General features: G+C 71.3%; 25 protein-coding genes. 14 read left to right on the forward strand and 11 right to left on the reverse strand.

The window, feature by feature from the left end; all coding sequences use genetic code 11:
- Window positions 1–133: 133 nt before the first annotated feature.
- The 5 genes from ACFYW7_RS19095 to ACFYW7_RS19115 are packed head-to-tail and all read right to left on the reverse strand — an operon-like array spanning window position 134 to window position 4,767.
- Entirely contained in the window at window positions 134–901 is a 768-nt protein-coding gene (locus tag ACFYW7_RS19095) for an ABC transporter (RefSeq protein ID WP_389503623.1), read from the reverse strand.
- A complete protein-coding gene (locus ACFYW7_RS19100; protein ID WP_389503625.1) occupies window positions 889–2,460 on the reverse strand; it encodes an ABC transporter permease in 1,572 nt (523 codons plus the stop codon). The genes ACFYW7_RS19095 and ACFYW7_RS19100 overlap by 13 nt, the downstream gene beginning before the upstream one ends.
- Complete coding sequence (locus ACFYW7_RS19105) at window positions 2,457–3,317, reverse strand: ABC transporter ATP-binding protein (protein ID WP_389503627.1); 861 nt, start codon at window positions 3,315–3,317, stop codon at window positions 2,457–2,459. Before ACFYW7_RS19105 ends, ACFYW7_RS19100 begins: the two co-directional genes overlap by 4 nt.
- On the reverse strand, window positions 3,314–4,228 hold the full coding sequence (locus ACFYW7_RS19110) for a zf-HC2 domain-containing protein (protein WP_389503629.1): 915 nt from the start codon (window positions 4,226–4,228) through the stop codon (window positions 3,314–3,316). Before ACFYW7_RS19110 ends, ACFYW7_RS19105 begins: the two co-directional genes overlap by 4 nt.
- Entirely contained in the window at window positions 4,225–4,767 is a 543-nt protein-coding gene (locus tag ACFYW7_RS19115; protein ID WP_389503631.1) for an RNA polymerase sigma factor, read from the reverse strand. The genes ACFYW7_RS19110 and ACFYW7_RS19115 overlap by 4 nt, the downstream gene beginning before the upstream one ends.
- A 190-nt stretch (window positions 4,768–4,957) precedes the next feature.
- On the opposite strand from ACFYW7_RS19115, the gene ACFYW7_RS19120 reads away from it, so the two are divergent.
- From ACFYW7_RS19120 to pstB, 11 genes are all read left to right on the forward strand, one after another.
- Entirely contained in the window at window positions 4,958–5,344 is a 387-nt protein-coding gene (locus ACFYW7_RS19120; protein ID WP_389503633.1) for a GntR family transcriptional regulator, read from the forward strand.
- Window positions 5,341–6,261, forward strand: coding sequence for an ABC transporter ATP-binding protein (locus ACFYW7_RS19125; RefSeq protein WP_389503636.1), 921 nt, complete (start codon window positions 5,341–5,343; stop codon window positions 6,259–6,261). Before ACFYW7_RS19120 ends, ACFYW7_RS19125 begins: the two co-directional genes overlap by 4 nt.
- On the forward strand, window positions 6,258–7,211 hold the full coding sequence (locus ACFYW7_RS19130) for a hypothetical protein (RefSeq protein WP_389503638.1): 954 nt from the start codon (window positions 6,258–6,260) through the stop codon (window positions 7,209–7,211). Before ACFYW7_RS19125 ends, ACFYW7_RS19130 begins: the two co-directional genes overlap by 4 nt.
- Window positions 7,208–8,182, forward strand: coding sequence for a hypothetical protein (locus ACFYW7_RS19135; RefSeq protein ID WP_389503640.1), 975 nt, complete (start codon window positions 7,208–7,210; stop codon window positions 8,180–8,182). The genes ACFYW7_RS19130 and ACFYW7_RS19135 overlap by 4 nt, the downstream gene beginning before the upstream one ends.
- Window positions 8,183–8,497: 315 nt before the next feature.
- Complete coding sequence (locus ACFYW7_RS19140; protein WP_389503642.1) at window positions 8,498–10,729, forward strand: RNA degradosome polyphosphate kinase; 2,232 nt, start codon at window positions 8,498–8,500, stop codon at window positions 10,727–10,729.
- Window positions 10,710–11,798, forward strand: coding sequence for a CHAD domain-containing protein (locus tag ACFYW7_RS19145; RefSeq protein WP_389503644.1), 1,089 nt, complete (start codon window positions 10,710–10,712; stop codon window positions 11,796–11,798). The genes ACFYW7_RS19140 and ACFYW7_RS19145 overlap by 20 nt, the downstream gene beginning before the upstream one ends.
- A gap of 83 nt (window positions 11,799–11,881) precedes the next feature.
- Window positions 11,882–12,295, forward strand: a complete 414-nt coding sequence (locus tag ACFYW7_RS19150) for an NUDIX hydrolase (protein WP_389503646.1) — start codon at window positions 11,882–11,884, stop codon at window positions 12,293–12,295.
- 713 nt (window positions 12,296–13,008) lie between these two features.
- Window positions 13,009–14,139, forward strand: coding sequence for a phosphate ABC transporter substrate-binding protein PstS (gene pstS / locus ACFYW7_RS19155; protein WP_389503648.1), 1,131 nt, complete (start codon window positions 13,009–13,011; stop codon window positions 14,137–14,139).
- A gap of 100 nt (window positions 14,140–14,239) precedes the next feature.
- Window positions 14,240–15,244 (forward strand): phosphate ABC transporter permease subunit PstC, encoded by a 1,005-nt coding sequence (gene pstC, locus ACFYW7_RS19160; RefSeq protein ID WP_389503650.1) that lies wholly within the window; start codon window positions 14,240–14,242, stop codon window positions 15,242–15,244.
- On the forward strand, window positions 15,241–16,299 hold the full coding sequence (gene pstA, locus ACFYW7_RS19165) for a phosphate ABC transporter permease PstA (RefSeq protein WP_389503652.1): 1,059 nt from the start codon (window positions 15,241–15,243) through the stop codon (window positions 16,297–16,299). Before pstC ends, pstA begins: the two co-directional genes overlap by 4 nt.
- 48 nt (window positions 16,300–16,347) lie before the next feature.
- The gene (gene pstB, locus ACFYW7_RS19170) at window positions 16,348–17,124 is read left to right on the forward strand and encodes a phosphate ABC transporter ATP-binding protein PstB (RefSeq protein ID WP_389503654.1); all 777 of its coding nucleotides are present in this window, start codon (window positions 16,348–16,350) and stop codon (window positions 17,122–17,124) included.
- Between the two features lie 426 nt (window positions 17,125–17,550).
- Here the strand turns inward: pstB and ACFYW7_RS19175 are convergent, their stop codons facing one another.
- Together ACFYW7_RS19175 and ACFYW7_RS19180 are read right to left on the reverse strand one after the other, a co-directional pair.
- Complete coding sequence (locus tag ACFYW7_RS19175) at window positions 17,551–18,549, reverse strand: anion permease (protein ID WP_389503656.1); 999 nt, start codon at window positions 18,547–18,549, stop codon at window positions 17,551–17,553.
- A gap of 7 nt (window positions 18,550–18,556) precedes the next feature.
- Window positions 18,557–19,177 carry a DUF47 domain-containing protein gene (locus tag ACFYW7_RS19180; protein ID WP_389503658.1) on the reverse strand — a complete coding sequence of 207 codons (621 nt, stop codon included), beginning with the start codon at window positions 19,175–19,177 and terminating at the stop codon, window positions 18,557–18,559.
- A 238-nt stretch (window positions 19,178–19,415) separates the two neighbouring features.
- On the opposite strand from ACFYW7_RS19180, the gene ACFYW7_RS19185 reads away from it, so the two are divergent.
- Window positions 19,416–19,772 (forward strand): metal-sensitive transcriptional regulator, encoded by a 357-nt coding sequence (locus ACFYW7_RS19185; RefSeq protein ID WP_389503749.1) that lies wholly within the window; start codon window positions 19,416–19,418, stop codon window positions 19,770–19,772.
- 18 nt (window positions 19,773–19,790) lie between these two features.
- Here the strand turns inward: ACFYW7_RS19185 and ACFYW7_RS19190 are convergent, their stop codons facing one another.
- Window positions 19,791–19,979: a hypothetical protein gene (locus ACFYW7_RS19190; protein WP_389503660.1), complete on the reverse strand. Its 189-nt coding sequence runs from the start codon at window positions 19,977–19,979 to the stop codon at window positions 19,791–19,793.
- 130 nt (window positions 19,980–20,109) lie between these two features.
- Window positions 20,110–20,946: a hypothetical protein gene (locus tag ACFYW7_RS19195; RefSeq protein ID WP_389503662.1), complete on the reverse strand. Its 837-nt coding sequence runs from the start codon at window positions 20,944–20,946 to the stop codon at window positions 20,110–20,112.
- Between the two features lie 118 nt (window positions 20,947–21,064).
- On the opposite strand from ACFYW7_RS19195, the gene ACFYW7_RS19200 reads away from it, so the two are divergent.
- Together ACFYW7_RS19200 and ACFYW7_RS19205 are read left to right on the forward strand one after the other, a co-directional pair.
- Window positions 21,065–21,235 carry a hypothetical protein gene (locus tag ACFYW7_RS19200; RefSeq protein ID WP_389503664.1) on the forward strand — a complete coding sequence of 57 codons (171 nt, stop codon included), beginning with the start codon at window positions 21,065–21,067 and terminating at the stop codon, window positions 21,233–21,235.
- A gap of 259 nt (window positions 21,236–21,494) precedes the next feature.
- Window positions 21,495–23,081 (forward strand): FAD-binding oxidoreductase, encoded by a 1,587-nt coding sequence (locus ACFYW7_RS19205; RefSeq protein WP_389503666.1) that lies wholly within the window; start codon window positions 21,495–21,497, stop codon window positions 23,079–23,081.
- A 210-nt stretch (window positions 23,082–23,291) separates the two neighbouring features.
- On the opposite strand, the gene ACFYW7_RS19210 is transcribed toward ACFYW7_RS19205, so the two are convergent.
- The gene (locus ACFYW7_RS19210; protein WP_389503668.1) at window positions 23,292–23,993 is read right to left on the reverse strand and encodes a phosphatase PAP2 family protein; all 702 of its coding nucleotides are present in this window, start codon (window positions 23,991–23,993) and stop codon (window positions 23,292–23,294) included.
- Window positions 23,994–24,185: 192 nt separating this feature from the next.
- Complete coding sequence (locus tag ACFYW7_RS19215) at window positions 24,186–25,193, reverse strand: NlpC/P60 family protein (protein WP_389503670.1); 1,008 nt, start codon at window positions 25,191–25,193, stop codon at window positions 24,186–24,188.
- Between the last annotated feature and the right edge of the window lie 4 nt (window positions 25,194–25,197).

Below are 25,197 nucleotides of genomic sequence, written 5' to 3' on the forward strand. Positions count from 1 at the left end.
GGATCTCCGACACGCGGGGTCCGCATCGTGGGGTTCTGAAGCGCGGGGTCCTGAACCGCAAGGGCCTGAAGCACAGGGTCCCGGGGGTCCCGAACCGCGCCCGGGGCCCGGCCGCCGGGCCCTGCGGCCGAAGTCAGCGGTGGGCGAGGGACATTGTCCGGCGTCGCCGCAGCGGCTCCGTCAGGGAGAACGCCCCGGTCAGTGCCGCCACGACCAGGAGGCCCGCCCACCGCCGGTGCGCGTCGTCCCAGTGCGGGTCGGCCGTCGCCACCCAGAGCGCCCAGCGGCCGGGGAGCAGCAGGGCCGCGGCGAAGGACGCGCCCAGGAGTCCGGCGGACACCGTGATCCCGGGTTCGGTGGCTTCCGAGTGGCGTACGGCGACGACGGCACCGGCCAGCGCGAGGACGGCGAAGGCGGCCGCTTCGAGGGTGGTCGCGCCCACCGGGGGGCGGACCTTCTCGGGTATGAGGAACAGCGCGGCGGTCCACCACACCGCCGCGAGCGGCAGGACGCATCCCACCCGCAACCCGATCCGCACCGCCCGCCCGGTCGGTACCGGCGCCGTGGTGTGCCGGGCCGGATCGTCCAGCAGGAACGCCAGCCCCAGGGCGAGGGCGAGGGCGGCGGCCCGCAGGAGGTTGAGACAGAGCCACGGGTCGGCGGGCACGGAGAGCATCCGCGGGACGCCGGCCAGCAGCAGCCCGAGACCGGCTCCCGCCGCCAGGGCCGCATGGGGAAGGCTTCGCCACACGGGGCGGAGCAGCGGGAGCGCCACGACGTACCCAGGCGGCGGCGGCTCGGCCACCTCCCCCCGGCGCTCCGTGACAACCGCGGTCACCCCGGAAGCACCACCACGGCCGTCCTTCTCGCCGTTGTCTCCCTCCTCCCCTACTGATCGCACGATCGACCCTCCGACTCCGCCTTGGTCTCCGGGTCACCGGCCGGCACGCCGAGCAGTTCGGCCACCCGGGTCGTGGACGTGTCCGCGGACGTCAGCTCCGTCCAGTGGGCCTTGACCTTGGCGGCGACGCCGTAGTGCGGCTTCTGGAGCAACTCGCGCACCACCGTGGTCTGCTGGGCGGACATGGAGACCGCGTCCGTGGGGGTCAGCGCGATGGCGGAGCCCTCGACGCTGTCGTCGAGCCGGACGTGACGAAGGGCCCGCATCGGGTCCGGCTGGGTGCTGAGCGCGAGCCACATGACGGTCACCACGCGGGCGTCGCACATCTCCGCGGCGTGGATCTCGTCGCCCGCGACCAGGACCGAGGCGACACCGACCGCGAACTCGGGCAGCCGGTTGCCGCCCCAGTGCGTGCCGACCGTCACCGTGCCCGGCGTGGTGGACCCGGAGATCGCGGCGTCGCTCTCGAGGCCGTAGGTGGCGTCGATCCGCTGGCGCACGGTCAGCCGCTCGCCCCGGGCCGAACCGCCCGCGCGGGACTGGACACGGTCGACGGCGGCGGCCCAGTCCGCGGTGCGGCCGGTCCACTCGGGGAAGGCGCAGTACGTGGATCGGCCGTGCCGGACGCAGGTCTGCACCTTCTGCGGGGTCACCGACGCCTTGGCGCGGGCCGCCCTCAGCGAGGCGCTCTCTCCGGGGGACTGTCCGGCCACGCCGACGGCCGTCATGACGAGGGCGACCGCCGTCACCGCCGTGACCAGGCGGGTCCGACCACCGCTCTTCAGCACGGCGAGGCAGAGCAGCAGGACCGCGAGGCCCGTCAGATAGAGCGCGTGCCAGGCGGCGGGCCGGCCCAGCAGGTCGGAGGGGAAGGGGTCGGCTCCCTCTTCGGAGACGACCGGTCCGAGCCACCGCACCCAGTGCGCTCCCTGGGTGGCCGAGGAGACCAGGACCGTGAGGGCGTAGGTGCCGATCACGAAGGGCGGTGCGATGAACCCGATCGGGATCAGCCGGGCGAGCAGCACGCCGAGGACCCCGGACAGGAGGATCACCAGCGGACCCACCGCCAGTTCCGCGGGTGAGGCGTGGCCGACCGCGCCCGGCTTCAGTGCCGCCCAGGTGAACTGGAGGCCGACGACCAGTGCGGTGATCGCGGCGAACGGCACGACGGACAGGGCGTGTGCCACCGTACGGCGCCACGGCTCCATGGGCAGGACGTCGAAGTGCCGGTCGGTGGAGTGCCGACGGGAGCGCAGCACCGCGCGGTTGACGGAGGCGAACAGGGCGATGCCGAGGAGTATGGGGGTTTGCTGGGTGGACCGGTCGACGTCCTGGAGGACCGGGAACTCGTCCATGCCCTCGCGGCCGGAGAACATCTTCCAGCCGGTGTAGCCGACGTACAGCGCGAGGAAGAGCAGGACCGGGATCTGCTGGAGCAGTTCGCGCGCTTCGAAGCGGGCGAGGGCGAGGACCGCGCCCGTCCGGCACTCCCGGTCCTGTGCGGGCGGCTCCACCCCCGTGGGGGCCGTCGGCGTGACGGTGTCCGTGGTGGCGCTCATGCCGCCACCTCCGCGGGCTCGCCGTCGAGAGTGAGCAAGTAGCCGTCCTCCAGGGTTGGTTCGAGGAGTTCGGCGCCCTTCGGCGGGTCGCCGACATTGCGGAAGGTGCCCGTGCCCGTGCGCCATCCGGCCCGGGCGGCCGGGTCGCGCTCCGCGCTGCTCCACACCCGGCCGGACGCCCGTCGGGTCAGCTCGGCGGGGGTGCCCTCGAACCGGATACGGCCGGCGGCCATGACGACCACGCGGTGGCAGAGCATCGCCACGTCCTCGGTCTGGTGGGTGGAGAGCAGGACCGTGCGTCCTTCTCCCGCTTGGGCGATCAGCTCCCGGAAGCGCATGCGCTGCTCGGGGTCGAGGCCGACGGTCGGCTCGTCGAGGACGAGGAAGCCGGGGTCGCCGACGAGCGCGGCGGCCAGCGCGACCCGCTGGCGCATGCCGCCGGACAGCCGCTTGATGCGCTTGCCGCGCACGTCGGACAGGGCGACGGCCTCCAGCACCCGGCGCACCTCGCGGTGCCGGGCGGTCCGGTCCGTGAGTTCCTTGAGGATCGCCACGTAGTCGACGAACTCGAAGGCCGAGAAGTCCTGGTGGAATCCGGGCGTCTGCGGCAGGTAGCCCAGCGCGCGCCGGACGTCCGTGCGTCCGGCGGAGGTACCCGGGTCGTGCCCGAGGACGGTGAAGGCGCCGCGGTCGGCGGGCACGGCGGTGGCGAGCACCCGCAGCAGGGTGGTCTTCCCCGCGCCGTTGGGCCCGAGGAGTCCGGTGACTCCCGCTCCGAAGCGGACGGAGACGTCGTCGAGCGCGAGCGTCCCGCCGAAGCGGAGGGTCAGCCCGGAGGCGGAGACGGTGGGGATCATGCGGCATTCCTGTCGGTGAAGTCGGTGAGCGGGAGGCGCGACGCGTCGAACCTGTCCCGTGCGAGATAGAGGAGGCCGGCGGCCACCGCCGCGACCGCCCCGGCGACGCCCTGTCCGGCCGCGGTGAACGGGGCGAGCGTGGTGTCGGGCTCGGTGTTCAGCCGGGCCACGGCCAGCACGGTGATCCAGCCGCCGCCGACCAGGCAGGGGGCGAGGACGGGCCCGAGCCGGGAGGTGAGCGCGAGACCGGTCGCGGTGAGGGCGAGGGCGGGCAGCAGCCAGGCCAGCGCGTGCAGGCCGTAGGAAGGGAGGGCCAGGGTCATGAGGCCGTTGAACCCCAGGCCCACGACGAGCACCGCGACCGTGCGGATCATCAGGAGGCGGAAGCCGTGCAGCGGGGAGACGACCGCCATCTCGTACGTCGGGTCGAGCGCCGGGCCGAAGGACAGCGCGACCCCGGCGAGCGGGAGCAGCGGGGCGAGCCCCAGGAAGAGGTCGGGTGCGGTCGCGGCGCGCACCACGTTGGCCGCGGCCACGGTCATGATCAGGACGGCGAGGACCGCGCCCAGCCAGGAGCGGCGCAGGACGGGGGTGGCGGCCAGCAGCCGTGCCGTGTGGTCGGAGACCCCGAGCCGGACGAGCAGCCACTCGACCGGGCCGGGCCGCGGGGCGTCCAGCTCGGCGTCGAGGCGTTCCCAGGCCGCGTCCAGGGCCACCGGGTCGCTGTGCGCGGCCAGCGTCTCGCGGCACCGCGCGCACGCGGCGAGGTGGGTGTCCGCGGACCAGAGCCGGGGTGGCGCCAACTCGCCCCGCGCGTAAGCCCGGAGGTCGTCCTCCGGCACGTGCCAGGCCGGACGGCTGTCGCCGCTCGTGCCGCTGCCCTCGCCTCCGCGACGGTCGTCGTCGCTCATGCCAATGCCTCCCGCAACTGCTTGCGCGCGCGCAGTGCCCGCGTCTTGACCGTGCCCGGCGGAATGCCGAGCAGGACCGCCGCTTCCCGGGTGCTGAGCCCGTCGATCACCGTGGCCTGGAGAACCGCCCGGAGTTCGGGCGAGAGTCCGGTCAAGGCGCCGGCCAGGTCGCCGTGCTCGACACCGGCCAGCACGCGCTCCTCGGCCGAGGCCTCGTCGCGGTGCCGGAGACGGGCCAGCGCGTGCCGGAGCCGGCCGCGCGCTCCGTCGCCGCGTATCGAGTCGACGAGACGTCGTGAGCCGATGCGCCACAGCCAGCCGGCCGGGTCGCCCTCCTCGCGGTAGCGGGCGGTGCCGCGCCAGACGGCGAGGAAGGTCTCCTGGACGACGTCGTCGACGATCCCGGCGTCGGCGCACCGGCCGCGCAACCGCGCGGTCAGCCATGGCGCGTACCGCCGGTACAGCTCTTCGAAGGCGCGACGCTCCCCGTCCGCCGCGATGGCCCGCAGCAGCTCTCCGTCGCTTCTCGTTTCCCTCACACCCCCTCATCGGATGAGCCCCGCCGATCGGTTCACCACGCGGCCGAGAACTTTCCGAATCTCGTCGCGTGCCTGGTGAGCGGCCGGATCCGGCGTTCGGGCAACTCCATCCGGACACCACGGACTTGACGACGGCCGTCCCGTTGCACCACCCTTTCACTACTCAATTAGTGAAAGGGTGGTTGTCCACGTGCTCGCGTATCGCATCGACCGGCGGAGCGGCGTCGCCACCTACGTCCAGATCGTCCAGCAGACGAAGCAGGCACTGCGCCTCGGCCTCCTCGAGCCCGGCGACCGGCTCCCCACGGCCCGCGAGGTCGTGGAAGCCACCGCGATCAATCCGAACACCGTCCTCAAGGCCTACCGCGAACTGGAGCGCGAAGGGCTGGTCGAGGCCAAGCGCGGCCTCGGCACCTTCGTCCGCAGGACGCTCGGCGCCGCCCCGGCGGACTCGCCGCCGGCCACGGAGCTCGACGCCTGGGCCCTGCGCGCCCGCGCGGCGGGCCTCGACCGCGAGGACGTGGCCGCGTTGTTCGGCTCCGTACTGGACCAACATTTCCCTGAGGGGGACCAGTGAGCTCCACCGGCACCACCCGATCCGCCGTCGCCGTCGAGGCGCACGGACTCACCGTGCGCTACGGCCGGCGCCCCGCGGCCCTGGACGGCTGCTCCTTCCGCCTCCCGGCCGGGCGGGTCAGCGCGCTCGTCGGCCCCAACGGCGCGGGCAAGTCGACGCTCCTGGCGGCGGCCGCCGGGCTGCTGAAGCCCGCCTCGGGCACCCTCACCGTGCTCGGCACCACCCCGGCCGGGGCCCGCGAGGACATCGCCTACCTCGCCCAGGACAAGCCCCTGCACCCCCAGTTGACGATCGCCGAGACGCTGCGCCTGGGCGCCGAGCTCAACCCGGCCCGCTGGGACGCCGCGCACGCCGCCTCGGTCGTGGAACAGGGGTCGCTCGACCCCGGGACCCGGGTCAGGAGGCTGTCCGGCGGTCAGCGCACCCGCGTGGCGCTCGCCCTCGCGCTGGGCAAACGGCCCGAACTGATGCTGCTGGACGAGCCGATGGCCGACCTCGACCCACTGGCCCGCCACGAACTGCTGGGCACCCTGATGGCGGACGCCGCCGAGCGCGGCACCACGGTGCTGATGTCCTCGCACATCGTCACCGAACTCGCCGACGCCTGCGACCACCTGCTGCTCATGGGCGGCGGGCGGATCCGGCTCGGCGGCGGCCTGGACGACCTGCTCGGCGCGCACACCGTGGTGACCGGCCGCGGCACCCCCGCCGACCTCCACCCGCACCTCGTCGTCGAGTCCCGCGCCACCGGCCGCGGCCTCACCGCGCTGATACGCCACGACGGACCGGTGCCCGACGGCTGGCAGACCGCGCCACCGTCCGTGGAGGAGCTGCTCCTCGCCCATCTGCGCTCCCCCTCGACCCCGGCCCTGCTCACCCCCGGCACGACCGCGACCCCGATGACGGTGACCCGATGAGCTCCCTCGCCCTGACCTCCCCCGTGCGCAGCGCCCGGCTCCGCCCCCGCGGCCTGGTCTGGACGGTGCTGCGGCTGCACCGCACCGCGCTGTGGAGCTGGACCGCCTTCGTGGTGCTCACCGCCGGCCTGATGCTGTGGCTGTACGGACCCGGCGCCGAGGAGACCCGGAAGCACTTCGACGCCTTCGGCTACGTGGCGGTGCAGCGGGACGCCGCGGCCGTCGGCATCACCGGCTCACCCCTCTCGGGCCCCTTCAACTACCTCCTCCAGGCCCCTGCCTCCCTGCTGAACATCGCCTCGTTCGCCGTCGCCGCCTTCGCGGGCGGCTCGCTGGTCGCCCGGGAGCTGGAGACCGGCACCGCGCGGCTCGCCTGGACCCAGTCCGTCACGCCCGCCCGCTGGCTCGCGGCCAAACTGGCGGTACCCGCGCTGTTCGTCACCGTGGGCACGGGCCTGCTCGTCGTGCTGTACCGGATGCTGTGGTCCGCCCACAGCGACCTGCTGCGGGCCGGCATCGAACCGCGCGCCCTGTACTTCTCCATCGGTCCGGCCGCCGTCGCCGCGCCGCTGCTGGGTCTGGCGGTCGGCGCCGTGGCCGGTCTCGTGCTGCGCCGCACCCTGCCCGCCCTCGCGGTCGCCGGTCTGGCACAGAGCGCGGTCATCGCGTTCCGCGCCAACTCCTGGCCGTTCCAAGGCAGTTACCAACAGCCCGAACTGTCCGTCCGGAGCCGGGCGATCACCTCGACGGGCGCGGAGATCCCGGTCCCCGACTGCCGTCTCAGCAAGGCCTGCCTCGCCCGGCACGACGTCGTAGGCTTCACCCGCGAGTACCTCCCCTCCCCCGACTTCTGGCCACGCCAGCTCCTGGAGACCGGCGTGCTGCTGGCCGCCACGGCACTGCTGGTCGCCGTCGCCTTCGGCGTCCTGAGGCGGAGGTCCGTCTCTTGAGCACCCCGATCGGACACCGCCCGTCCGGCCTGACCTGGGCCGTGCTGCGGCTGCACCGCACCGCGCTGGTCCTCTGGGGAGCCGCTCTGGTCGCCGCCGCGGCCACCCTGACCTGGATGTACGTCATCGGACCCGACGCCCGCGCGGCCCTCGGCCCCTGCGGCTCGCGGGGCACCGGCCTGCCGGCCTGCGCGGACCTGAGGGCGATCGACGCGGACGAGACCTACCGCGCGGGCATCGGCCTCGTCGCCACCGGCCTCACGTATCTGATGTTCCCGGTCGCGGCCTGGGCGGGGGCGGCACTGATCGGGCGCGAACTGGAGACCGGCACCGCGCGGCTGGCCTGGACCCGGTCCGCCGGCCCCGTGCGCTGGCTGGCAGCCAAGCTCGCCGTCCCGGCGGGGCTGCTCACCGCGGGCACCACGGCGGCCGTCCTGCTCACCGTGTGGGCCCGCCGGGACGGCGACCCGGCCCTGGTCGGAGCCTGGTACGACACCGACGTCTGGTTCTCCACCGGCCCGGTCGCCGTCGCGTACGCCCTCGCCGGTCTCGCCCTCGGCGCGCTCGCGGGCCTCGCCCTGCGCAGGGCCCTGCCGGCGGCCGGGGCCGCCCTCGCCGCGGCGTCCGCCCTCTTCCTCGTCCTGCGCGAGTACCGGCTGAGCCTGTGGCCGACCACGACCGTGACCGGCCCCGCGGCCCTGCGCCTCCCGCCCGGCGCGCTGGACCTCCTGCACAGCACCGTCCTCGGCGACGGCACGCGCTTGGACAACAACACGGCCTGCGTCGGCCAGGACACCGCCACCGGCATCCGGAACTGCATGAGGAGCACCGGAGTGACCGAGTTCTGGGCCGCCTACCACCCCGAGTCCCACTTCTGGCCCCTCCAGCTCGTGGAGAGCGGCGTCCTGCTGGCCGTCGCGGGCCTGGCCACGGCCGCCGCCTTCGCCCTCCTGCGGCACCGGACTCCGTAACCGACGGTGACAGCGATGGGGAAAGCGCCGCACGAGGTGGCCGCGCAACCGGTTCCCGGGGTGTGGACGCCCGGGAGCCGCTCCCCGATAGCCCGCACGTCATGTCGCCGTAACCAATGATTCAGGTGGCCTTGCGACGCTCGGGGAATGCAGCCCGCCGTGCCCGAGCCTTCTCCCTCGCCGGAGAACGAGCCCTCCTCGACGACGAGGAGTGAGCGTACGCCCGTCATGCGGAATGGAAGTTTCCGCATCGCCGCGCTCGCCCCCGCCCGCTCCGACGCGCCGGTCTCGCCCTCGGCACGGAAGAATGGGTCCATGAACCAGCCAAGCGCCCAGGCACCTGTGCAGCACCCGCAGCCTTCCGTCGGCTCCATCGCCGCGCATCGTCCGCACACCGTCGCGGCCAACGTCTCCGACCTGGAGCCCGATCTCGACGCCGATCTCGACGCGTACGAGGACTCGGAGCAGGACGGGATCATGCTTCCGCAAGGCCGGTTCCTGGACCGTGAGCGCAGTTGGCTGGCGTTCAACGAGCGCGTTCTGGAACTCGCGGAGGACCCGAACACGCCTCTTCTGGAGCGCGCGAACTTCCTGGCGATCTTCGCCAGCAACCTGGACGAGTTCTTCATGGTCCGGGTGGCGGGGCTGAAGCGCCGCATCGCCACCGGAGTCGCCACCAAGTCCGCGTCGGGCCTCCAGCCCCGCGAGGTCCTGGAGATGATCTGGGCCCGCTCCCGCGAACTCATGGCCCGGCACGCGGCCTGCTACCAGGAGGACGTCGCCCCCGCGCTCGCGGAGGAGGGCATCCACCTGGTCCGCTGGAGCGAGCTGACGGAGAAGGAGCAGGCCCGCCTGTTCACGCTCTTCCGGCACCAGATCTTCCCGGTCCTGACCCCGCTGGCGGTCGACCCCGCGCACCCCTTCCCGTACATCTCGGGCCTCTCCCTGAACCTCGCCGTGGTCGTACGGAACCCGGTCAGCGGCCACCGCCACTTCGCGCGCGTCAAGGTCCCGCCGCTGCTCTCGCGCTTCCTGGAGGCCTCCCCCAACCGCTACGTCCCCATCGAGGACGTGATCGCGGCCCACCTGGAGGAACTCTTCCCGGGCATGGAGGTCCTCGAGCACCACACCTTCCGGCTCACCCGGAACGAGGACCTGGAGGTCGAGGAGGACGACGCCGAGAACCTGCTCCAGGCCCTGGAGAAGGAGCTCATGCGGCGCCGCTTCGGTCCGCCGGTGCGCCTGGAGGTCGAGGAGTCCATCGACCGGTACGTCCTCGATCTCCTCGTGCGCGAGCTGAAGATCTCCGAGGCGGAGGTCTACCCGCTGCCGGGGCCCCTGGACCTCACCGGCCTCTTCGGCATCGGCTCCCTGGACCGCCCCGAGCTGAAGTACACCAAGTTCATCGCGGGCACCCACCGTGATCTCGCGGAGGTCGAGTCGGCGTCCCCGCCGGACATCTTCGCCGCGCTCCGCGAACGCGACGTCCTGCTGCACCACCCGTACGACTCCTTCTCCACCTCCGTGCAGGCGTTCCTGGAGCAGGCCGCGGCCGACCCCGACGTGCTCGCCATCAAGCAGACGCTCTACCGGACCTCCGGCGACTCGCCGATCGTGGACGCGCTGATAGACGCGGCCGAGTCCGGCAAGCAGGTCCTCGTCCTGGTCGAGATCAAGGCCCGCTTCGACGAGCAGGCCAACATCAAGTGGGCCAGGAAGCTGGAGGAGTCCGGCTGCCACGTGGTGTACGGCCTCGTCGGCCTGAAGACCCACTGCAAGCTGTCGCTCGTGGTCCGGCAGGAGGGCGACACCCTGCGCCGCTACTCCCACGTCGGCACCGGCAACTACCACCCGAAGACCGCCCGGCTGTACGAGGACCTCGGACTGCTCACCGCCGACCCGCAGGTGGGCGCCGACCTCTCCGACCTCTTCAACCGGCTCTCGGGCTACTCGCGCCGCGAGACCTACCGCCGTCTGCTGGTCGCGCCCAAGTCGCTGCGCGACGGCCTGATCGCGCGGATCAACAAGGAGATCCAGCACCACAACGCCGGGCGCCCCGCGTTCGTCCGCATCAAGGTCAACTCGATGGTGGACGAGGCGCTCATCGACGCGCTGTACCGCGCCTCCCAGGCCGGTGTGCCGGTCGACGTGTGGGTGCGCGGCATCTGCGCCGTCCGCCCGGGCGTCACGGACCTGTCCGAGAACATACGGGTCCGTTCCGTCCTCGGCCGCTTCCTCGAGCACTCCCGGATCTTCACCTTCGGCAACGGCGGCGAACCCGAGGTGTGGATCGGCAGCGCCGACATGATGCACCGCAACCTCGACCGCCGGATCGAGGCCCTGGTCAGGGTCACCGACCCGGCTCACCGAACAGCCATCAGCCGGTTGCTGGAAACCGGCATGTCCGACACCACGGCCTCCTGGCACCTCGGCCCCGACGGCGAGTGGACACGGCACGCGACGGACGCGGACGGCCAACCCCTGCGGAACGTCCAGGAGATGCTCATAGACGCCCGGAGGCGCCGGCGTGGCACAGCAGCACCTTGATCCCCCCACCGGCTCCGCGGCCGTGACCGCCCACCGGGCGGCACCGGCCCCCCTCCACGAGGGGGGTGCGCCCGTCGGTGACGTCCTGGCGGACTACCTGCGGGCCCAGGCCACGGAGTTCCTCCGTTCGCTGCGCCAGCACCGGGAGACCGGTGCGGCGGCGAACGGAACAGGGGGGTCCGGCGACGCGGCGCGTTCCCTGCGCCGCTCCGCCCGCAGGATCAGCGGCAGCCTGCACACCTTCCGGCCGCTGCTCGAAGCGGACTGGTCGGAGGGGATGCGCCCCGAACTGGCCTGGCTGTCGGGCACGCTGGCGCGCGAGCACGCCTACGCCGCCCGCCTCGAACGGCTGCTCGGCGCGCTGAACCGGCTCTCGGGCCCGACCGCGCTGCCCGCCCAGACCGGGCGGGCGGCGGCCGCGCCGATCACCCCCAAGGGCAACCTGACCGTCGGCGCGGCGAAGGCGGGCGCGCTCCTCGACCGCCAGCTGACGCTGGCCCGGACCCGCGCCCACTCGGCGGCCCTCCAGGCGCTCGGGTCCTCCCGCTTCCACGCCGTCGCCGACAGCGTCGCCGTCCTCGCCAGCGAGGTGCCGCTGACCCCGGCCGCGGCCAGGACCGACCTGCGGCCGCTGGCCGCCGCGGCCCGGGACCGGCTGACCGACGCCGTCACCGGACTGCCGCTGGTCACCGCGGGCCACCCCTACAACGCGGAAGCCCTCGTGCACGGCCTCTCCGCCGACACCGCCCCCCAGCCGCAGGACGCGCCCTGGCACCAGGTCCGGCTGCTGCTGCGGCTGCACCGCTACGCCCGCGAGGTGCTGCACGACGGGGAGTGCCCCGTCGACACCCGCCTGCTCGGCGCGGGCCGGGCCCTCAACCGGCACCGGGACGCGGCGGAGGCGGCGTCCGCGGCGGCGACGGCGGCACGCACCCCGCGCATCGCGCCGGCGACGGCGTACGCGCTCGGCGTGCTGCACGCCGACCAGCGGCACGAGGTGGAGGCGGCGCGGTTCGCCTTCCAGCGGGCGTGGCAGAAGGAAGCCGTACGCAGCGGTCCCGGAGACTGACCGCAGGGGAGTCCCGTCGCCGGAACACCCTCACCCGCAGCCGACGACCAGCAGTCGCCAACCCTTCGAGGGAGGCCCCCACCATGACCGACGAAACGATCCGAGCCGCCGGTTGCGTCCTGTGGCGCCGCTCCCCGGTCGACTCCGCACTGGAGATCTGCCTCGTCCACCGGCCCAAGTACGACGACTGGTCGCATCCGAAGGGCAAGCTGAAACGCGGGGAGGACTTCCTCTCCGGCGCGCTCCGCGAGGTCGAGGAGGAGACGGGGTACGGCGCCGACCCCGGCGCGGTCCTGCCCACCGTCCACTACCTCGTCGACGGCCGCGCCAAGGAGGTCCGCTACTGGGCGGCCGAGGCGGCCGACGGGCACTTCACCCCGAACGACGAGGTCGACCGCGTGCTCTGGCTCTCCCCGGCCGCCGCCCGCCACCGCCTCACCCAGTCCCGCGACTGCGACCTCGTGGACGACCTGCTGAACGCCCTGCGTCACGCGTGACGGCGCTCCTCCCGGATGCCGACCGCTCCCTGATGACGACTGCCCACACGGGTGACGCACCCCTCCGTACAGGACGTCCTCTCCGCGGGTGCCGCCCGTCTCCCGCGTCCACGCCTGCCGTCCGGCCCTCGATGACCCGCGTGCGCGCGGGCAGGGCCGGCCGACGCCTGACCCGCGTGCGCGCGAGCAGGCTCCGCTCCCTGCGCCGGGAGCGGAGCGCCAGCGCGTGCGGCTCCCCACCATGTACGGGAAGCTCACGTAGTACGGGCCCCTCACCCGCGCCGGACAGCCCGCCGGGGCCGCGACGTCCGGGAGTACGTCGCCGGAGACACACCACCCAGATCACTCACCGTGGTGAGCACCCGTGTTCACCGGTGCTCAGGGGAAAGGTGACGCGAATATGGGATGACCGGAGTGCGGGGCACGAGAAAAACAGTCACACCCGTTCGGTCACCCGGTGTTTCCCTCTTGGCCCCCTGAGCCGGGACACAGCCGTGTCCTCGACGTAAGCGTTCCGTGACCTCACCGCACCGCCGTCAGGGGTTCACCCCCCGTTCACTTATGGCCATCGGCGCCTTCACCTGATCTGCCTAATTTCGGCCTTACACGGTGCGAGGGACGTCCTGGACGGTCTCACCGCATCGCCACGGACCGCATGACACAGACTTCGCACGCCGCCACCAGACGGCGGCTCCTGGAAGGAACTCCCGAAAGTGAAGCTTCAGCGCATGAACCGGCGTGCCCTCACCCTCGGTGCTCTCGCCGTCTCCGGCGCCCTGGCCCTCACGGCGTGCGGCTCTGACGACACCGGCGGCACCAACGGTGGCGGCAGCTCGGCCCCGGCCGGCAACAACAGCGCGATCAAGTGTGACGACGCCAAGGGACAGCTGCAGGCCTCCGGGTCCTCCGCGCAGAAGAACGCGATCGACGCCTGGATGAAGGCCTACACGGCCGCCTGCAAGGACGTTCAGATCAACTACAACCCGACGGGCTCGGGCGCCGGTGTCACGGCGTTCACCCAGGGCCAGACCGCGTTCGCCGGTTCGGACTCGCCGCTCAAGCCCGAAGAGGCCACGGCCGCCAAGAAGGTCTGCGCCGGCAACAACGCGATCGACCTGCCCATGGTCGGTGGCCCCATCGCGATCGGCTACAACGTCGACGGCGTGGACAACCTCGTCCTGGACGCCGCCACCCTCGCCAAGATCTTCGACGGCAAGATCAAGACGTGGGACGACAAGGCGATCGCGGCGCTGAACCCCGACGCGAAGCTCCCCAGCACCAAGATCCAGGCGTTCCACCGCTCGGACGAGTCCGGCACCACGGACAACTTCACCAAGTACCTGAAGGCCGTCGCCCCGTCCGACTGGACCTACTCCGGCGGCAAGGCGTGGCAGGCGAAGGGCGGCCAGTCCGCCCAGGGCTCCGCCGGTCTCGCCCAGCAGGTCAAGCAGACCTCCGGCGCGATCTCGTACTTCGAGCTCTCCTACGCCGCCGACGGCATCAAGACCGTCGACCTGAAGACGGACGCCGCCACCCCGGTCAAGGCCAGCGTCGAGAACGCCACCAAGGCCATCGCCACCGCCAAGGTCGCCGGCACCGGCAACGACCTGGCCCTGGAGCTGAACTACAAGCCGACCGCCGAGGGCGCCTACCCGCTCACGCTGGTCACCTACGAGATCCTCTGCGAGAAGGGCAACAAGGCGGACACCCTGGCCGCCACCAAGTCCTTCCTGACCTACATCGCGAGCGAGGACGGCCAGAAGCAGCTGACCGCCGCCCAGTACGCGCCGATCCCCGACGAGATCATCACCAAGGTTCGTACGGCCGTCTCGAACCTGAGCTGACCCGAGTGTGCGGCCCGCCTCACCGAGGCGGGCCGCACCGTCCGGTGCACCGCCGCCTGGAGCCGCCCTTCGATCCGGCTCCGCAGACCGGAGACTCCTGATGGACATATCGACACAGACTGAAGCCCCTCCGCCCACCCCACCGACGTCCCACGGCGCGCAGGAGCGCGCGGCCCGCGGCGCCACCCGCCCCGGCGACCGCGTCTTCCTCGCGCTCTCGCGGGGTTCCGGCATCCTGCTGCTGGTGATCATGGCCGCCATCGCGGTCTTCCTCACCTACCGCGCGACCCTCGCGATCAGCAAGAACGAGGGCAACTTCCTCACCACGTTCGAGTGGAACACCAACACGATCCCGCCGGTCTTCGGCATCGCGGTGCTGGCCTTCGGCACCGTGGTCTCCGCGATCATCGCCATGGCCCTCGCGGTCCCGATCGCCGTCGGCATCGCCCTGTTCATCACGCACTACGCGCCGCGCAGGCTCGGCGGACCCATCGCGTACGTGATCGACCTGCTCGCCGCCGTCCCGTCCATCGTGTACGGCCTCTGGGGCGCCATCGTCCTCGTGCCGCACATGACCGGCCTGTTCAGCTGGCTGGACGACTACTTCGGCTGGACCGGCATCTTCACGTGGCAGGGCGGAGCGCCCCGCTCGATGCTCACCGTCGGCATCCTGCTCGCGGTCATGATCCTTCCGATCATCACCAACGTCAGCCGTGAGGTCTTCCGGCAGGCGCCGCAGATGCACCAGGAGGCCGCGCTGGCCCTCGGCGCCACGCGCTGGGAGGTCATCCGCATGTCGGTGCTGCCCTTCGGCCGCTCCGGCGTGATCTCCGCCTCGATGCTGGGCCTCGGCCGCGCGCTCGGCGAGACGATGGCCGTCGCCACCGTGCTCTCCCCGACCTTCGACATCCAGGCCAGCCTGCTCGACCCGGGCGGCGGCACCTTCGCGCAGAACATCGCGAGCAAGTTCAACGAGGCCAACACGTTCGGCCAGGACGCCCTGATCGCCTCCGGTCTCGTCCTGTTCGTCATCACCTTGCTGGTCAACGGCGCGGCACGCATCATCATCAACCGCCGCAAGGAGTACTCGGGGGCCAACGCATGAGCAACGCACCCGTCACCCGCAAGCATGCGAGCACGTTGCGCGGCGGCAGCCTCCCCAAGTGGTCCCCCTGGGCCATCGCCGCCGGTGCCGTCGCCGTGGGCGTGGGCATCGGTCTGGGCGCCGGTCTGGACAGCAAGATCCAGTGGGGCCTGATCGCCGCGCTCCTCTTCCTCCTCGGCACGTACGTCATCGCGACGCGCGTCGAGGGCCGCCGCCAGGCCAAGGACCGCATCGCCACCAACATGGTGTGGGTCTGCTTCGTCGTCGCCGTCATCCCGCTGGCTTCCTTGGTCTGGGAGACCATCAAGCGCGGCGCGGAGGCCTTCGACGTCTACTTCCTGAGCCACTCCATGGGTGTGGTCGCCGACTCCGAGGCCGGCGGCGGTATCTACCACGCGATCATCGGCACCCTGGAGCAGGTGGGCATCGCGACCCTGATCGCCGTGCCGATCGGTGTCCTCACCGCGATCTACCTCGTCGAGTACGGACGCGGCAAGCTCGCGAGCGCGGTCACGTTCTTCGTCGACGTCATGACGGGTGTCCCGTCGATCGTCGCCGGCCTGTTCGTCCTCAGCTTCTGGATCCTGATCCTGGACATGGGCTACTCCGGCTTCGCCGGCGCGCTCGCCCTGTCGATCCTGATGATGCCCGTGGTGGTCCGCTCCACCGAGGAGATGCTCAAGCTCGTCCCGAACGAGCTGCGCGAGGCCTCCCTCGCCCTCGGCATCCCGAAGTGGCGCACCATCCTCAAGGTGGTTCTGCCGACGTCCATCGGTGGTATCACCACGGGTGTGATGCTCGCCATCGCGCGCATCACCGGTGAGACCGCTCCCGTGCTGCTGTTGGTGTGGGGTACGAACTTCATCAACAACAACCCGTTCGACGGCCCGCAGGCCTCCCTGCCGCTGTACATCTACCGGCAGTACAGCGCGGGCACCGACGTGGCCACCGACCGGGCGTGGGCGGCGGCACTGGCGCTCATCCTCTTCGTCATGATCCTGAACATGGGGGCGCGTGCCATCGCGCGCTGGAAGGCCCCCAAGACGGGCCGCTGACGCGGCCGATCAGCGACCCGATCCTTTGCGAAAGAAGCAGTGACTGACATGGCCAAGCGAATCGACGTAAGCGGGCTCACCGCCTACTACAGCGCCCACAAGGCGATCGAAGACATCTCCATGACCGTCGAGCCCCGCTCGGTGACGGCCTTCATCGGCCCGTCCGGCTGCGGCAAGTCGACCTTCCTGCGCACCCTGAACCGGATGCACGAGGTCACCCCCGGCGGCCGCGTCGAGGGCAAGGTGCTGCTCGACGACGAGGACCTGTACGGAAGCGGGATCGACCCCGTCAACGTGCGCCGCACCATCGGCATGGTCTTCCAGCGCCCCAACCCGTTCCCCACCATGTCGATCTTCGACAACGTGGCCGCGGGCCTCAAGCTCAACGGCTCCTACAAGAAGTCCGAGCTCGGCGACATCGTCGAGAGGTCCCTCAAGGGCGCGAACCTCTGGAACGAGGTCAAGGACCGGCTGAACAAGCCCGGGTCCGGCCTGTCCGGTGGTCAGCAGCAGCGTCTGTGCATCGCGCGGGCGATCGCGGTGGAGCCGCAGGTCCTCCTCATGGACGAGCCCTGCTCGGCCCTGGACCCGATCTCCACCCTCGCCATCGAGGACCTGATCGGTGAGCTGAAGGAGCGCTTCACGATCGTCATCGTGACGCACAACATGCAGCAGGCCGCCCGCGTCTCCGACCGCACCGCGTTCTTCAACCTGTCCGCGGTCGGCCAGCCCGGCCGCCTCATCGAGATAGACGACACGGAGCGCATCTTCTCCAACCCGTCCGTCCAGGCCACGGAGGACTACATCTCCGGTCGCTTCGGCTGACCGGACCACCTCCGGAAAACCCCTCGCGGTGCTGCATGGCGGTGCCACCGCGAGGACGAGAAGGGCCCGCCCCCGGCTCCCGGGGGCGGGCCCGTCCGTCTTCCCCCGCCCAGCCCGCCCACCGATCGACCGCCTTCGCCCCGCTCCTGAAACGCCGGAGGGGCCGGACCCCGCCCCGGCCGAAGGCCGAGAAGCCGAATCACACCCGCAGCCGGCACCGCACGGAAGGGGCCGTGCCGGTACACCGCAAGCCCGTCGCCACCCACGCCCACACCTCACCCGACGATGACGGGCGGATGCACCGACACGGCCCCGACCCACAGCGCACCGAACCGACACCAAGCCCCGAACCGCGGGAACGCGAAAGGCCGGCCCCGAAGGACCGGCCTCCCGGAAGTACCGGGCACCGCACGAGCGACCCCGCGACTACAGGAACGCCAGGTTCACGACCCAGAAGCTCGCCGCCGCGACAAGCGCCGCCGCCGGCATGGTGATGAACCAGCCGAGGACGATGTTCTTGGCGACACCCCACCGCACGGCGTTCACCCGCTTCGTCGCACCCACACCCATGATCGCGGACGTGATGACGTGCGTCGTGGAGATCGGCGCCTTGAAGAGATAGGCCGACGCGAACATGATCGACGCGCCGGTCGTCTCCGCGGCGAAGCCCTGCGGCGGATCGAGCTCGATGATCTTCCGCCCGAGCGTCCGCATGATGCGCCAGCCACCGGCGTACGTACCCAGCGACAGCATCGCCGCACAGGCGATCTTCACCCAGACCGGGATCGGGTCGCCCGGGCCCTGGACGTCGGCGATGGTCAGCGCCATCACCACGATGCCCATCGTCTTCTGGGCGTCCTGGAGACCGTGCCCGAGCGCCATGCCGGCCGCGGACACCGTCTGCGCGATACGGAAACCGCGCTTGGTCTTGTGCGGGTTGGACCGCCGGAACATCCACATGATCGCGGTCATCACGAGATAGCCGACGAGCAGACCGACCACCGGCGACACGAACATCGGGATGACGACCTTGTCGAGGACGCCGCTCCAGTAGACCGTCGTACCGCCGGCCAGCGCCGCGCCGACCATGCCGCCGAACAGGGCGTGCGAGGACGAGGACGGCAGACCGAAGTACCAGGTGATCAGGTTCCAGGTGATCGCGCCGACGAGCGCCGCGAAGAGGATGCCCATCCCCTTCGAGCCCTCGGGCGTCTGGATCAGCCCTTCACTGACGGTCTTGGCGACCCCGCTGCCGAGGAACGCGCCGGCCAGGTTCATCACCGCGGCCATGGCGAGCGCGGCCCGCGGCGTCAGGGCACGCGTGGACACGGAGGTGGCGATGGCGTTCGCCGAGTCGTGGAAGCCGTTCGTGTACGTGAATCCGAGCGCGACCCCGATGGTCACGATCAAAGCGAAGGTGTCCATGAACGGGTCAGGACTCCTTGACGGCGATGGTCTCCACCGTGTTCGCCACGTGCTCGAACGCGTCGGCCGCCTCCTCCAGCACGTCCACGATCTGCTTGAGCTTCAGCACCTCCATGGCGTCGTACTTGCCGTTGAAGAGGTGGGCCAGCAGCTTGCGGTGGATCTGGTCGGCCTGGTTCTCCAGACGGTTGACCTCGATCCAGTACTCGGTGAGGTTGTCCATGGTCCGCAGGTTGGGCATGGCCTCGGCGGTGAGCTCCGCGGCCCTCGCCAGCACCTCGATCTGCTGCTCGACGCCCTTGGGCAGCTCCTCGACCTGGTACAGGACGACCAGGTCGACGGCCTCCTCCATGAAGTCCATGATGTCGTCGAGGGAGGAGGCGAGGTTGTAGATGTCCTCGCGGTCGAAGGGCGTGATGAAGGAGGAGTTCAGCTGGTGGAAGATCGCGTGCGTCGCGTCGTCACCGGCGTGTTCCGCGGCCCGCATACGCTCTGCGATCTCGGCCCGGCCGGCGGTGTCCGCCCCGAGCAGTTCCATGAGGAGTTTCGAGCCCGTGACGATGTTGTCCGCGGATGCGGAGAACATGTCGTAGAAGCTCGTCTCCCTGGGGGTCAGACGAAAGCGCACGTTGGGGTCCTCGAGGGTGCTTCGGTTCGGTCAGGCTGATGCTAGGCGCATCATCCGGCCACGGCTAATGGGCCGTCCCCCAGTGTCGCCCATCGGGCACAGTGATCAGCACAGGGTCCGGTACAGGCGTCGGGCAAGGGCCCTATACCCAGCAAAGTTCGGTACGATATACCCACTAGGGGTATATGTATGTGGCGTTTCAGACATGATCGCCGATCGGATCCAGCAGGAGAACGCGATGACGACCACCGAGGCCGGCTCGACGGCCCCCTCCGGAGACGCGCGGGAGATCGTGACCGACCACGACCGCGGCATCCACGGCTACCACCAGCAGAAGGACGAGCACCTGAAGCGGCTGCGCCGTATCGAGGGGCAGATCCGGGGCCTGCAGCGGATGGTCGACGAGGACGTCTACTGCATCGACATACTCACCCAGGTGTCCGCCTCCACGAAGGCCCTCCAGTCCTTCGCCCTCCAGCTCCTCGAGGAGCACCTGCGCCACTGCGTGGCGGACGCGGCGCTCAAGGGCGGGGACGAGGTCGACGCGAAGGTCGAGGAGGCGACGAAGGCGATCGGCCGCCTGCTCCGTACGTGAGACAGGCCTCCCGGAGGACTAGTCCTCCGCACCTCGCCCGGGGGCACGTTCTTCGGCCACTTTCAGGACCTCGTCGATGCTCTCCAGACTGAGCCGGTCCTCGTGGGCGGCCGAGGCCGCGATGATCAGGTCGCCGCACAGTTCGATCTCGGCAAGAGCCACGTGGTCCTGAACTGCCGTACCGCCGACCGGAGCCACGCGCGTCACCTCTTCCTGCCGTCACCGACTTCCTAGGGTAGGGAGCGGCCTACGCACCGCGCATGGCACGGAAGGGCCATTTCCGGCCCTCCTGTGAAGCTACGGCTCCGGATGCCCTTGCCCATTTCCCCGGAACCCACTACTCCGCGATCTTCCCGGCGAAGATGTCCGCGGGTTCCGGCAGCCGTACGTCGGCGGGGCTCCCGAAGTCGTACAGCAGAATCGTCGAGGCGACCGCGACGGTGCCCTTCTGGTGTCCGTTGACGAAGCTGAACCGGTGGCGGACCTTGCGCAGCCGCCCCTGGTCGTCCAGGTAGGCGTCGAACGGCACCTCGGTGGTGGCGAACCCTTTCGCCGCCGCCCGCAGCGCCGGCCGCTGTTCCTTCGAGGCGCCCCGCGCGGCGATGCCGAGATCGGCGATCCCGCGGTAGTGCCGCACCGGGATCCCCGCGACCTCCGTCTTCCCCACGTAGGTCACCGTCCGCGCGCCGCGCAGCAGCTCGGCGGCCGCGTACGGGTCGGTGGCACCACCCGTGACCAGGTTCCCGTCCGTGAGCCCGCCCGTGGCCACGCGGACCCATTTGTCGGCGGGCACACCGGCGCCCCTGTTCTTCATGAACAGAGCGCCGGGAGCGAGGAGTTCGGTGATCGGCCGGTGCTCGGCGGTCCCCGCCGGGTCCTGCGGCAGCAGCACCTTCAGCCGCCCCGTCTGCTTCCTGAAGTCGTAGACGCCCTGGCCTCGGATGGTGACCCGGGTGCCGCCCGTGGCCATCTCCATCGACGTGGTCGCCTTCGCGCTGCCCGCGCGCTCCAGGGCGGCCGCGGCCCGGTGCACCGGGCCGACCGTGCCGGTGCCGGTGCGGACGTCGTCCGCGGCGGCCCCGCCGCCCGCGCATCCGGCGCCACAGGCCACGAGCCCCGCCGCGACGAGCGCGGTCACGACCGCCCGCCCCTGCTGATGCTGCTGCGCCACCATCGTCCGCCGACCCCCAGCCGGTCCGTCCCGGGCCTTCCTGTCCCTCCGCCTAACGACCGGTGGGAGCGCTCGTCACGCGGCAGGAGTCCGTTCGCTTGCCTTGGGTAACGTTGTGGGTGTGGAGCAGCAGAAGCACGTCGACGCCTCCCTCGGACACCTCACGACGACGATCGAGCAAGGTCCCTTCTGCCTGGCACGCTGCGTCTGCGGCTGGCGGGGCCCGGCACGCCGCGCCAGGAGCCAGGCCCGTACGGACGGAGCGGCCCACACGGCGACCGTGACCGCGTAGTCCCACGGGACCACGCACCCCGCCCACGGCCTCGCCGCCCTCTCCCTCCTCCTTCCTACGGGTCGCCTCCTCCCCCTGTCGCCTCCGGCCTCCCCCACCCGGAACCGCACGCGCACCCACCGTGCCCGGTCCGCCGCGCCCGGTCCCGGCGAGCGTGCCGGGACGCGGAGTGAATGCTGTAGCGGTTCTGCGACGTTCGGGCGTGGAACCCCTGGGCCCGGGGGCCCGTCTCGTTCCACGGGACCCACGGGAGGCGCACATGCAACGGCGTACGTTCATCGGCGGAGCCACCGCCGTCCTCGCGACCGCGGCGACGTCCGCGTGCGACGGCGGCAGCGGCAGCGGCGACAGCAAGAACGGGAAAGGCGCCTCCGGGCCGGCCGAGAGCCCGTCCGCCGGAAGCACCGACATCCGCACGGCGACCGCCGCCAACCGGGCGGCCGCCAACTGGACCGCGCTGTCCCATCAGTTGGACGGCGCCCTGGTCCGCCCCGGCGACCGCGGCTGGCCGACCGCCCACCAGCTGTACAACACGCGCTTCGACAACCTGAAGCCCGCCGCCGTCGCCTATGTCGCGCACGCCGACGACATCCGCACCACCATGGACTACGCCCGCGCCCACGGGGTCAAGGTGTCGATCCGCAACGGCGGCCACTCGTACGCCGGCTGGTCCTCCGGCGACGGCCGCCTGGTCATCGACGTCTCCAAGCTGAACAAGATCCGGGCTTCGGCGGGCGAGGCGGTCGTCGGCGCCGGTTCCAAGCTGATCGACGTGTACCGCGCGCTGGCCGCGAAGGGCGTCACCGTACCCGCGGGTTCCTGCCCCACCGTGGGCGTCTCCGGCCTGACCCTGGGCGGCGGCCACGGTGTCGTGTCACGGGCGTACGGACTGACCTGCGACAGCCTCACCCAGGCGACGCTGATCACCGCCGACGGCAAACAGCTCGTCGCGAACGCCACCGAGAACAAGGACCTCTTCTGGGCCCTGCGCGGCGCAGGGAACGGCAACTTCGGCGTCGTCACCGAGCTCCGCTTCAAGACCCACCCGGCACCGCAGGCCGTCACCGCGTACATGACCTGGCCGTGGGCGAAGGCCGCGGCCGTGCTGAAGGCCTGGCAGGAGTGGGGGCCGAGCCAGCCGGACGAGATCTGGTCGTCCTGCCACCTGGCCTCGTCGTCAGGCGGCACGCCCACCGTCTCGGTGGCCGCCTTCTCCCTCGGCACCTACGGCGAACTCCAGAACGCGGTGGACAGGCTGGCCGACAGGATCGGTTCCCCCGCGCGCAGCGTCACCCTCAAGCGGCGCTCGTACGAGGAGTCGATGGAGGTGTACGCGGGCTGCTCGTCCTTCTCCTCCGACGCCCAGTGCCATCTGCCGGGCTCGACGCCGGGCCGCAGCCCGCAGGGTGTCCTCGGCCGGGAGACGTACGCGGCCCGCTCGGACTTCTTCGACCGCTCGATATCGGCGGCCGGTATCCAGACGCTCCTGAGCCGGATCTCCGCGGTCCGCGGCGGCGCGGGCAGCATCTCCCTCATCGCGCTCGGCGGCGCCGTGAACCGGGTCTCGCCGACGTCCACGGCGTTCGTGCACCGCCGCTCGCGCATGCTCGCGCAGTACATCGTGTCCTGGCGGGCGGGCACCTCCGGCACGACCGCCCAGGCCTGGCTGTCCGGCGCCCACGACGCGATGGCCCGGCACGCCTCGGGAGCGGCCTACCAGAACTACACGGACGCGACGCTGACCGACTGGCGCAAGGCGTACTACGGCGACGCGGCCGCCCGGCTCACGGCCCTGAAGCGCCGCTACGACCCGAACCGCTTCTTCTCGTTCCCGCAGGCGCTGTAGCCGCGGAGACCACGGCCGCGGAAGGCACCACGGTCGCGCAAGGCGGCGTGGCCGCGGCAGAGGCCGTGGCCACGAAGCGGCAGCCACCCACCGCTCTCCACCGCCGAGCCGGCCCGGCCCGCCGCCGTCGGACGGCCCGGCGGGCTCGGGCCGTCCGGCAGGGCCGTCCGGCGGACCCGGGCCATTCAGCGGGGCCGGGCGGCTCGGGCGCTAAGCGGCGAGGTCCCGTTCGTCGGACTGCTCGGCCCGAGCCCCGGGGATCAGGGCCTCCGGCCCCACGTGCCCGGTTGCCCGTGCGCGGATGAGCCGCCCCGCGCGGGGCGCCGTCTCCACCGCCTTCATGACCGGGACCAGCAGGGCCATGGCGAGCGGCGACAGCAGCAGGACGACAGCCGTGCCGAGGGCGAAGCCGCCGATGACGTCCGTCGGGTAGTGCACGCCCATGTAGACCCGGCAGAACCCCTCGAACAGCGCGAGCCCTATCCCCGCGAGTCCGAACTTCCGGTTGGCGACGAAGAGTCCGACACCCATCGCCATGGTGAGCGTCGCGTGGTCGCTGACGAAGGAGAAGTCGGTCTTGCCGCTCACGAGGACGTCGAGACCCTGGTGGTCGACGAAGGGACGCGGGCGTTCCACGAAGCCCCGTATCGGGACGTTCACGAGCAGGGCGATACCGGCCGCGAGCGGTGCCCAGACGAGCCCGGCCACGGACGACGCGGCGTCGGCGTCGCCCCGCCGCCGGACGCTCCACCAGCACCACACGACCAGCAGGACCATCGCGAGCAGCAGACCCCACTCGCCGACGAACTCCATGCCCCGGTCGAACCAGTGCGGCGCGTGCTTGGCCAGGCCATTGATGTCGTAGAGCAGGTCGACGTCGGGGTTCGAACCGGATTCGGCAAGTCCACCCATGGCGCTGCGGCCCCTTCGTCGCTTTCCCGCGGTCGCGCTCTTTCGCGCGCCGCTCGATCCACCCCCGTGGTTGTAGATCAGTTCTCTACGTCAAGAGGAACGCACAGTCCCCTCCACTACGTTCCGCACTCCACGAAACGATCACGTAGACGTTATCGAAGAGAGATGCATCGTCGCAGATCAGGGGCATGCTCAGACCGACGTCGGCAATGCTTTCGCGCCATCTTCGGTGACCCGGGTGGCCCCGAAGTAGTCGGGCGTGTCGACGGGATCGAAACGGATGACGGCACCTGTCCGAGGAGCGTCGATCATGTAGCCGCCGCCCACATAGATACCCACGTGCCGGATGGTCCGGGAGTTGGTGAGGTCGTCCGAGAAGAACACCAGGTCCCCGGGGAGCAGTTCCTCCCGGGCGGGGTGCGGCCCCGCGTTGTACTGGTCGTTGGCGACCCGCGGAAGGGTGATGCCGACGCTCTCGTAGGCGGCCTTGGTGAGTCCCGAGCAGTCGAAGCGTCCACCCTGGTCAGCGGTGCCGTTGCCACCCCAGAGGTAGGGCGTGCCGAGCTTCTTCTGCGCGTACGTGATGGCCGCCGCCGCCTGCTGCGACGGGTCCACACGGCTCACCGGCGCGGCGAAGCTCTTCGAGAGCGTGGTGATCGTCTTCACGTAGTTCTGGGTCTCCTTGTACGGCGGCACGCCCCCGTACTTGATGACCGCGTACGCGCCCGCGTTGTAGGCGGCGAGCATGTTCTCGGTGACGTTCCCCGGGGCGTCCTTCACGTAGGAGGCGAGCTCGCAGTCGTACGACGCGGCCGACGGAATCGCGTCATTCGGGTCCCATACGTCGCGGTCGCCGTCCCCGTCGCCGTCCACTCCGTGCGTGGCCCAGGTCCCCGGAATGAATTGCGCTATCCCTTCCGCTTTCGCCGGACTCCTCGCGCTCGGATTGAATCCGCTCTCCTGATACAGCTGGGCGGCGAGCAGCGCGGGATTGATCGCGCCGCAGAGATTGCCCCACTTCTGGACGAGCGGCTGGTACACGGCGGGTACGGCGCCCTTGGCGAGTCCGACGGATCCGCCGCCGATCCCGTTGGCGAGGTTCCCGGCCACCATGTAGACGCCGACGACGAGCAGCATCACGAAGCTGATCCCCGCCCCGACGGCAACGGTCACCGCGATCCATGCCTTACGCACCGTCAACCGC

Source organism: Streptomyces sp. NPDC002580 (genome assembly GCF_042889485.1).
Taxonomy (GTDB): Bacteria; Actinomycetota; Actinomycetes; order Streptomycetales; family Streptomycetaceae; genus Streptomyces.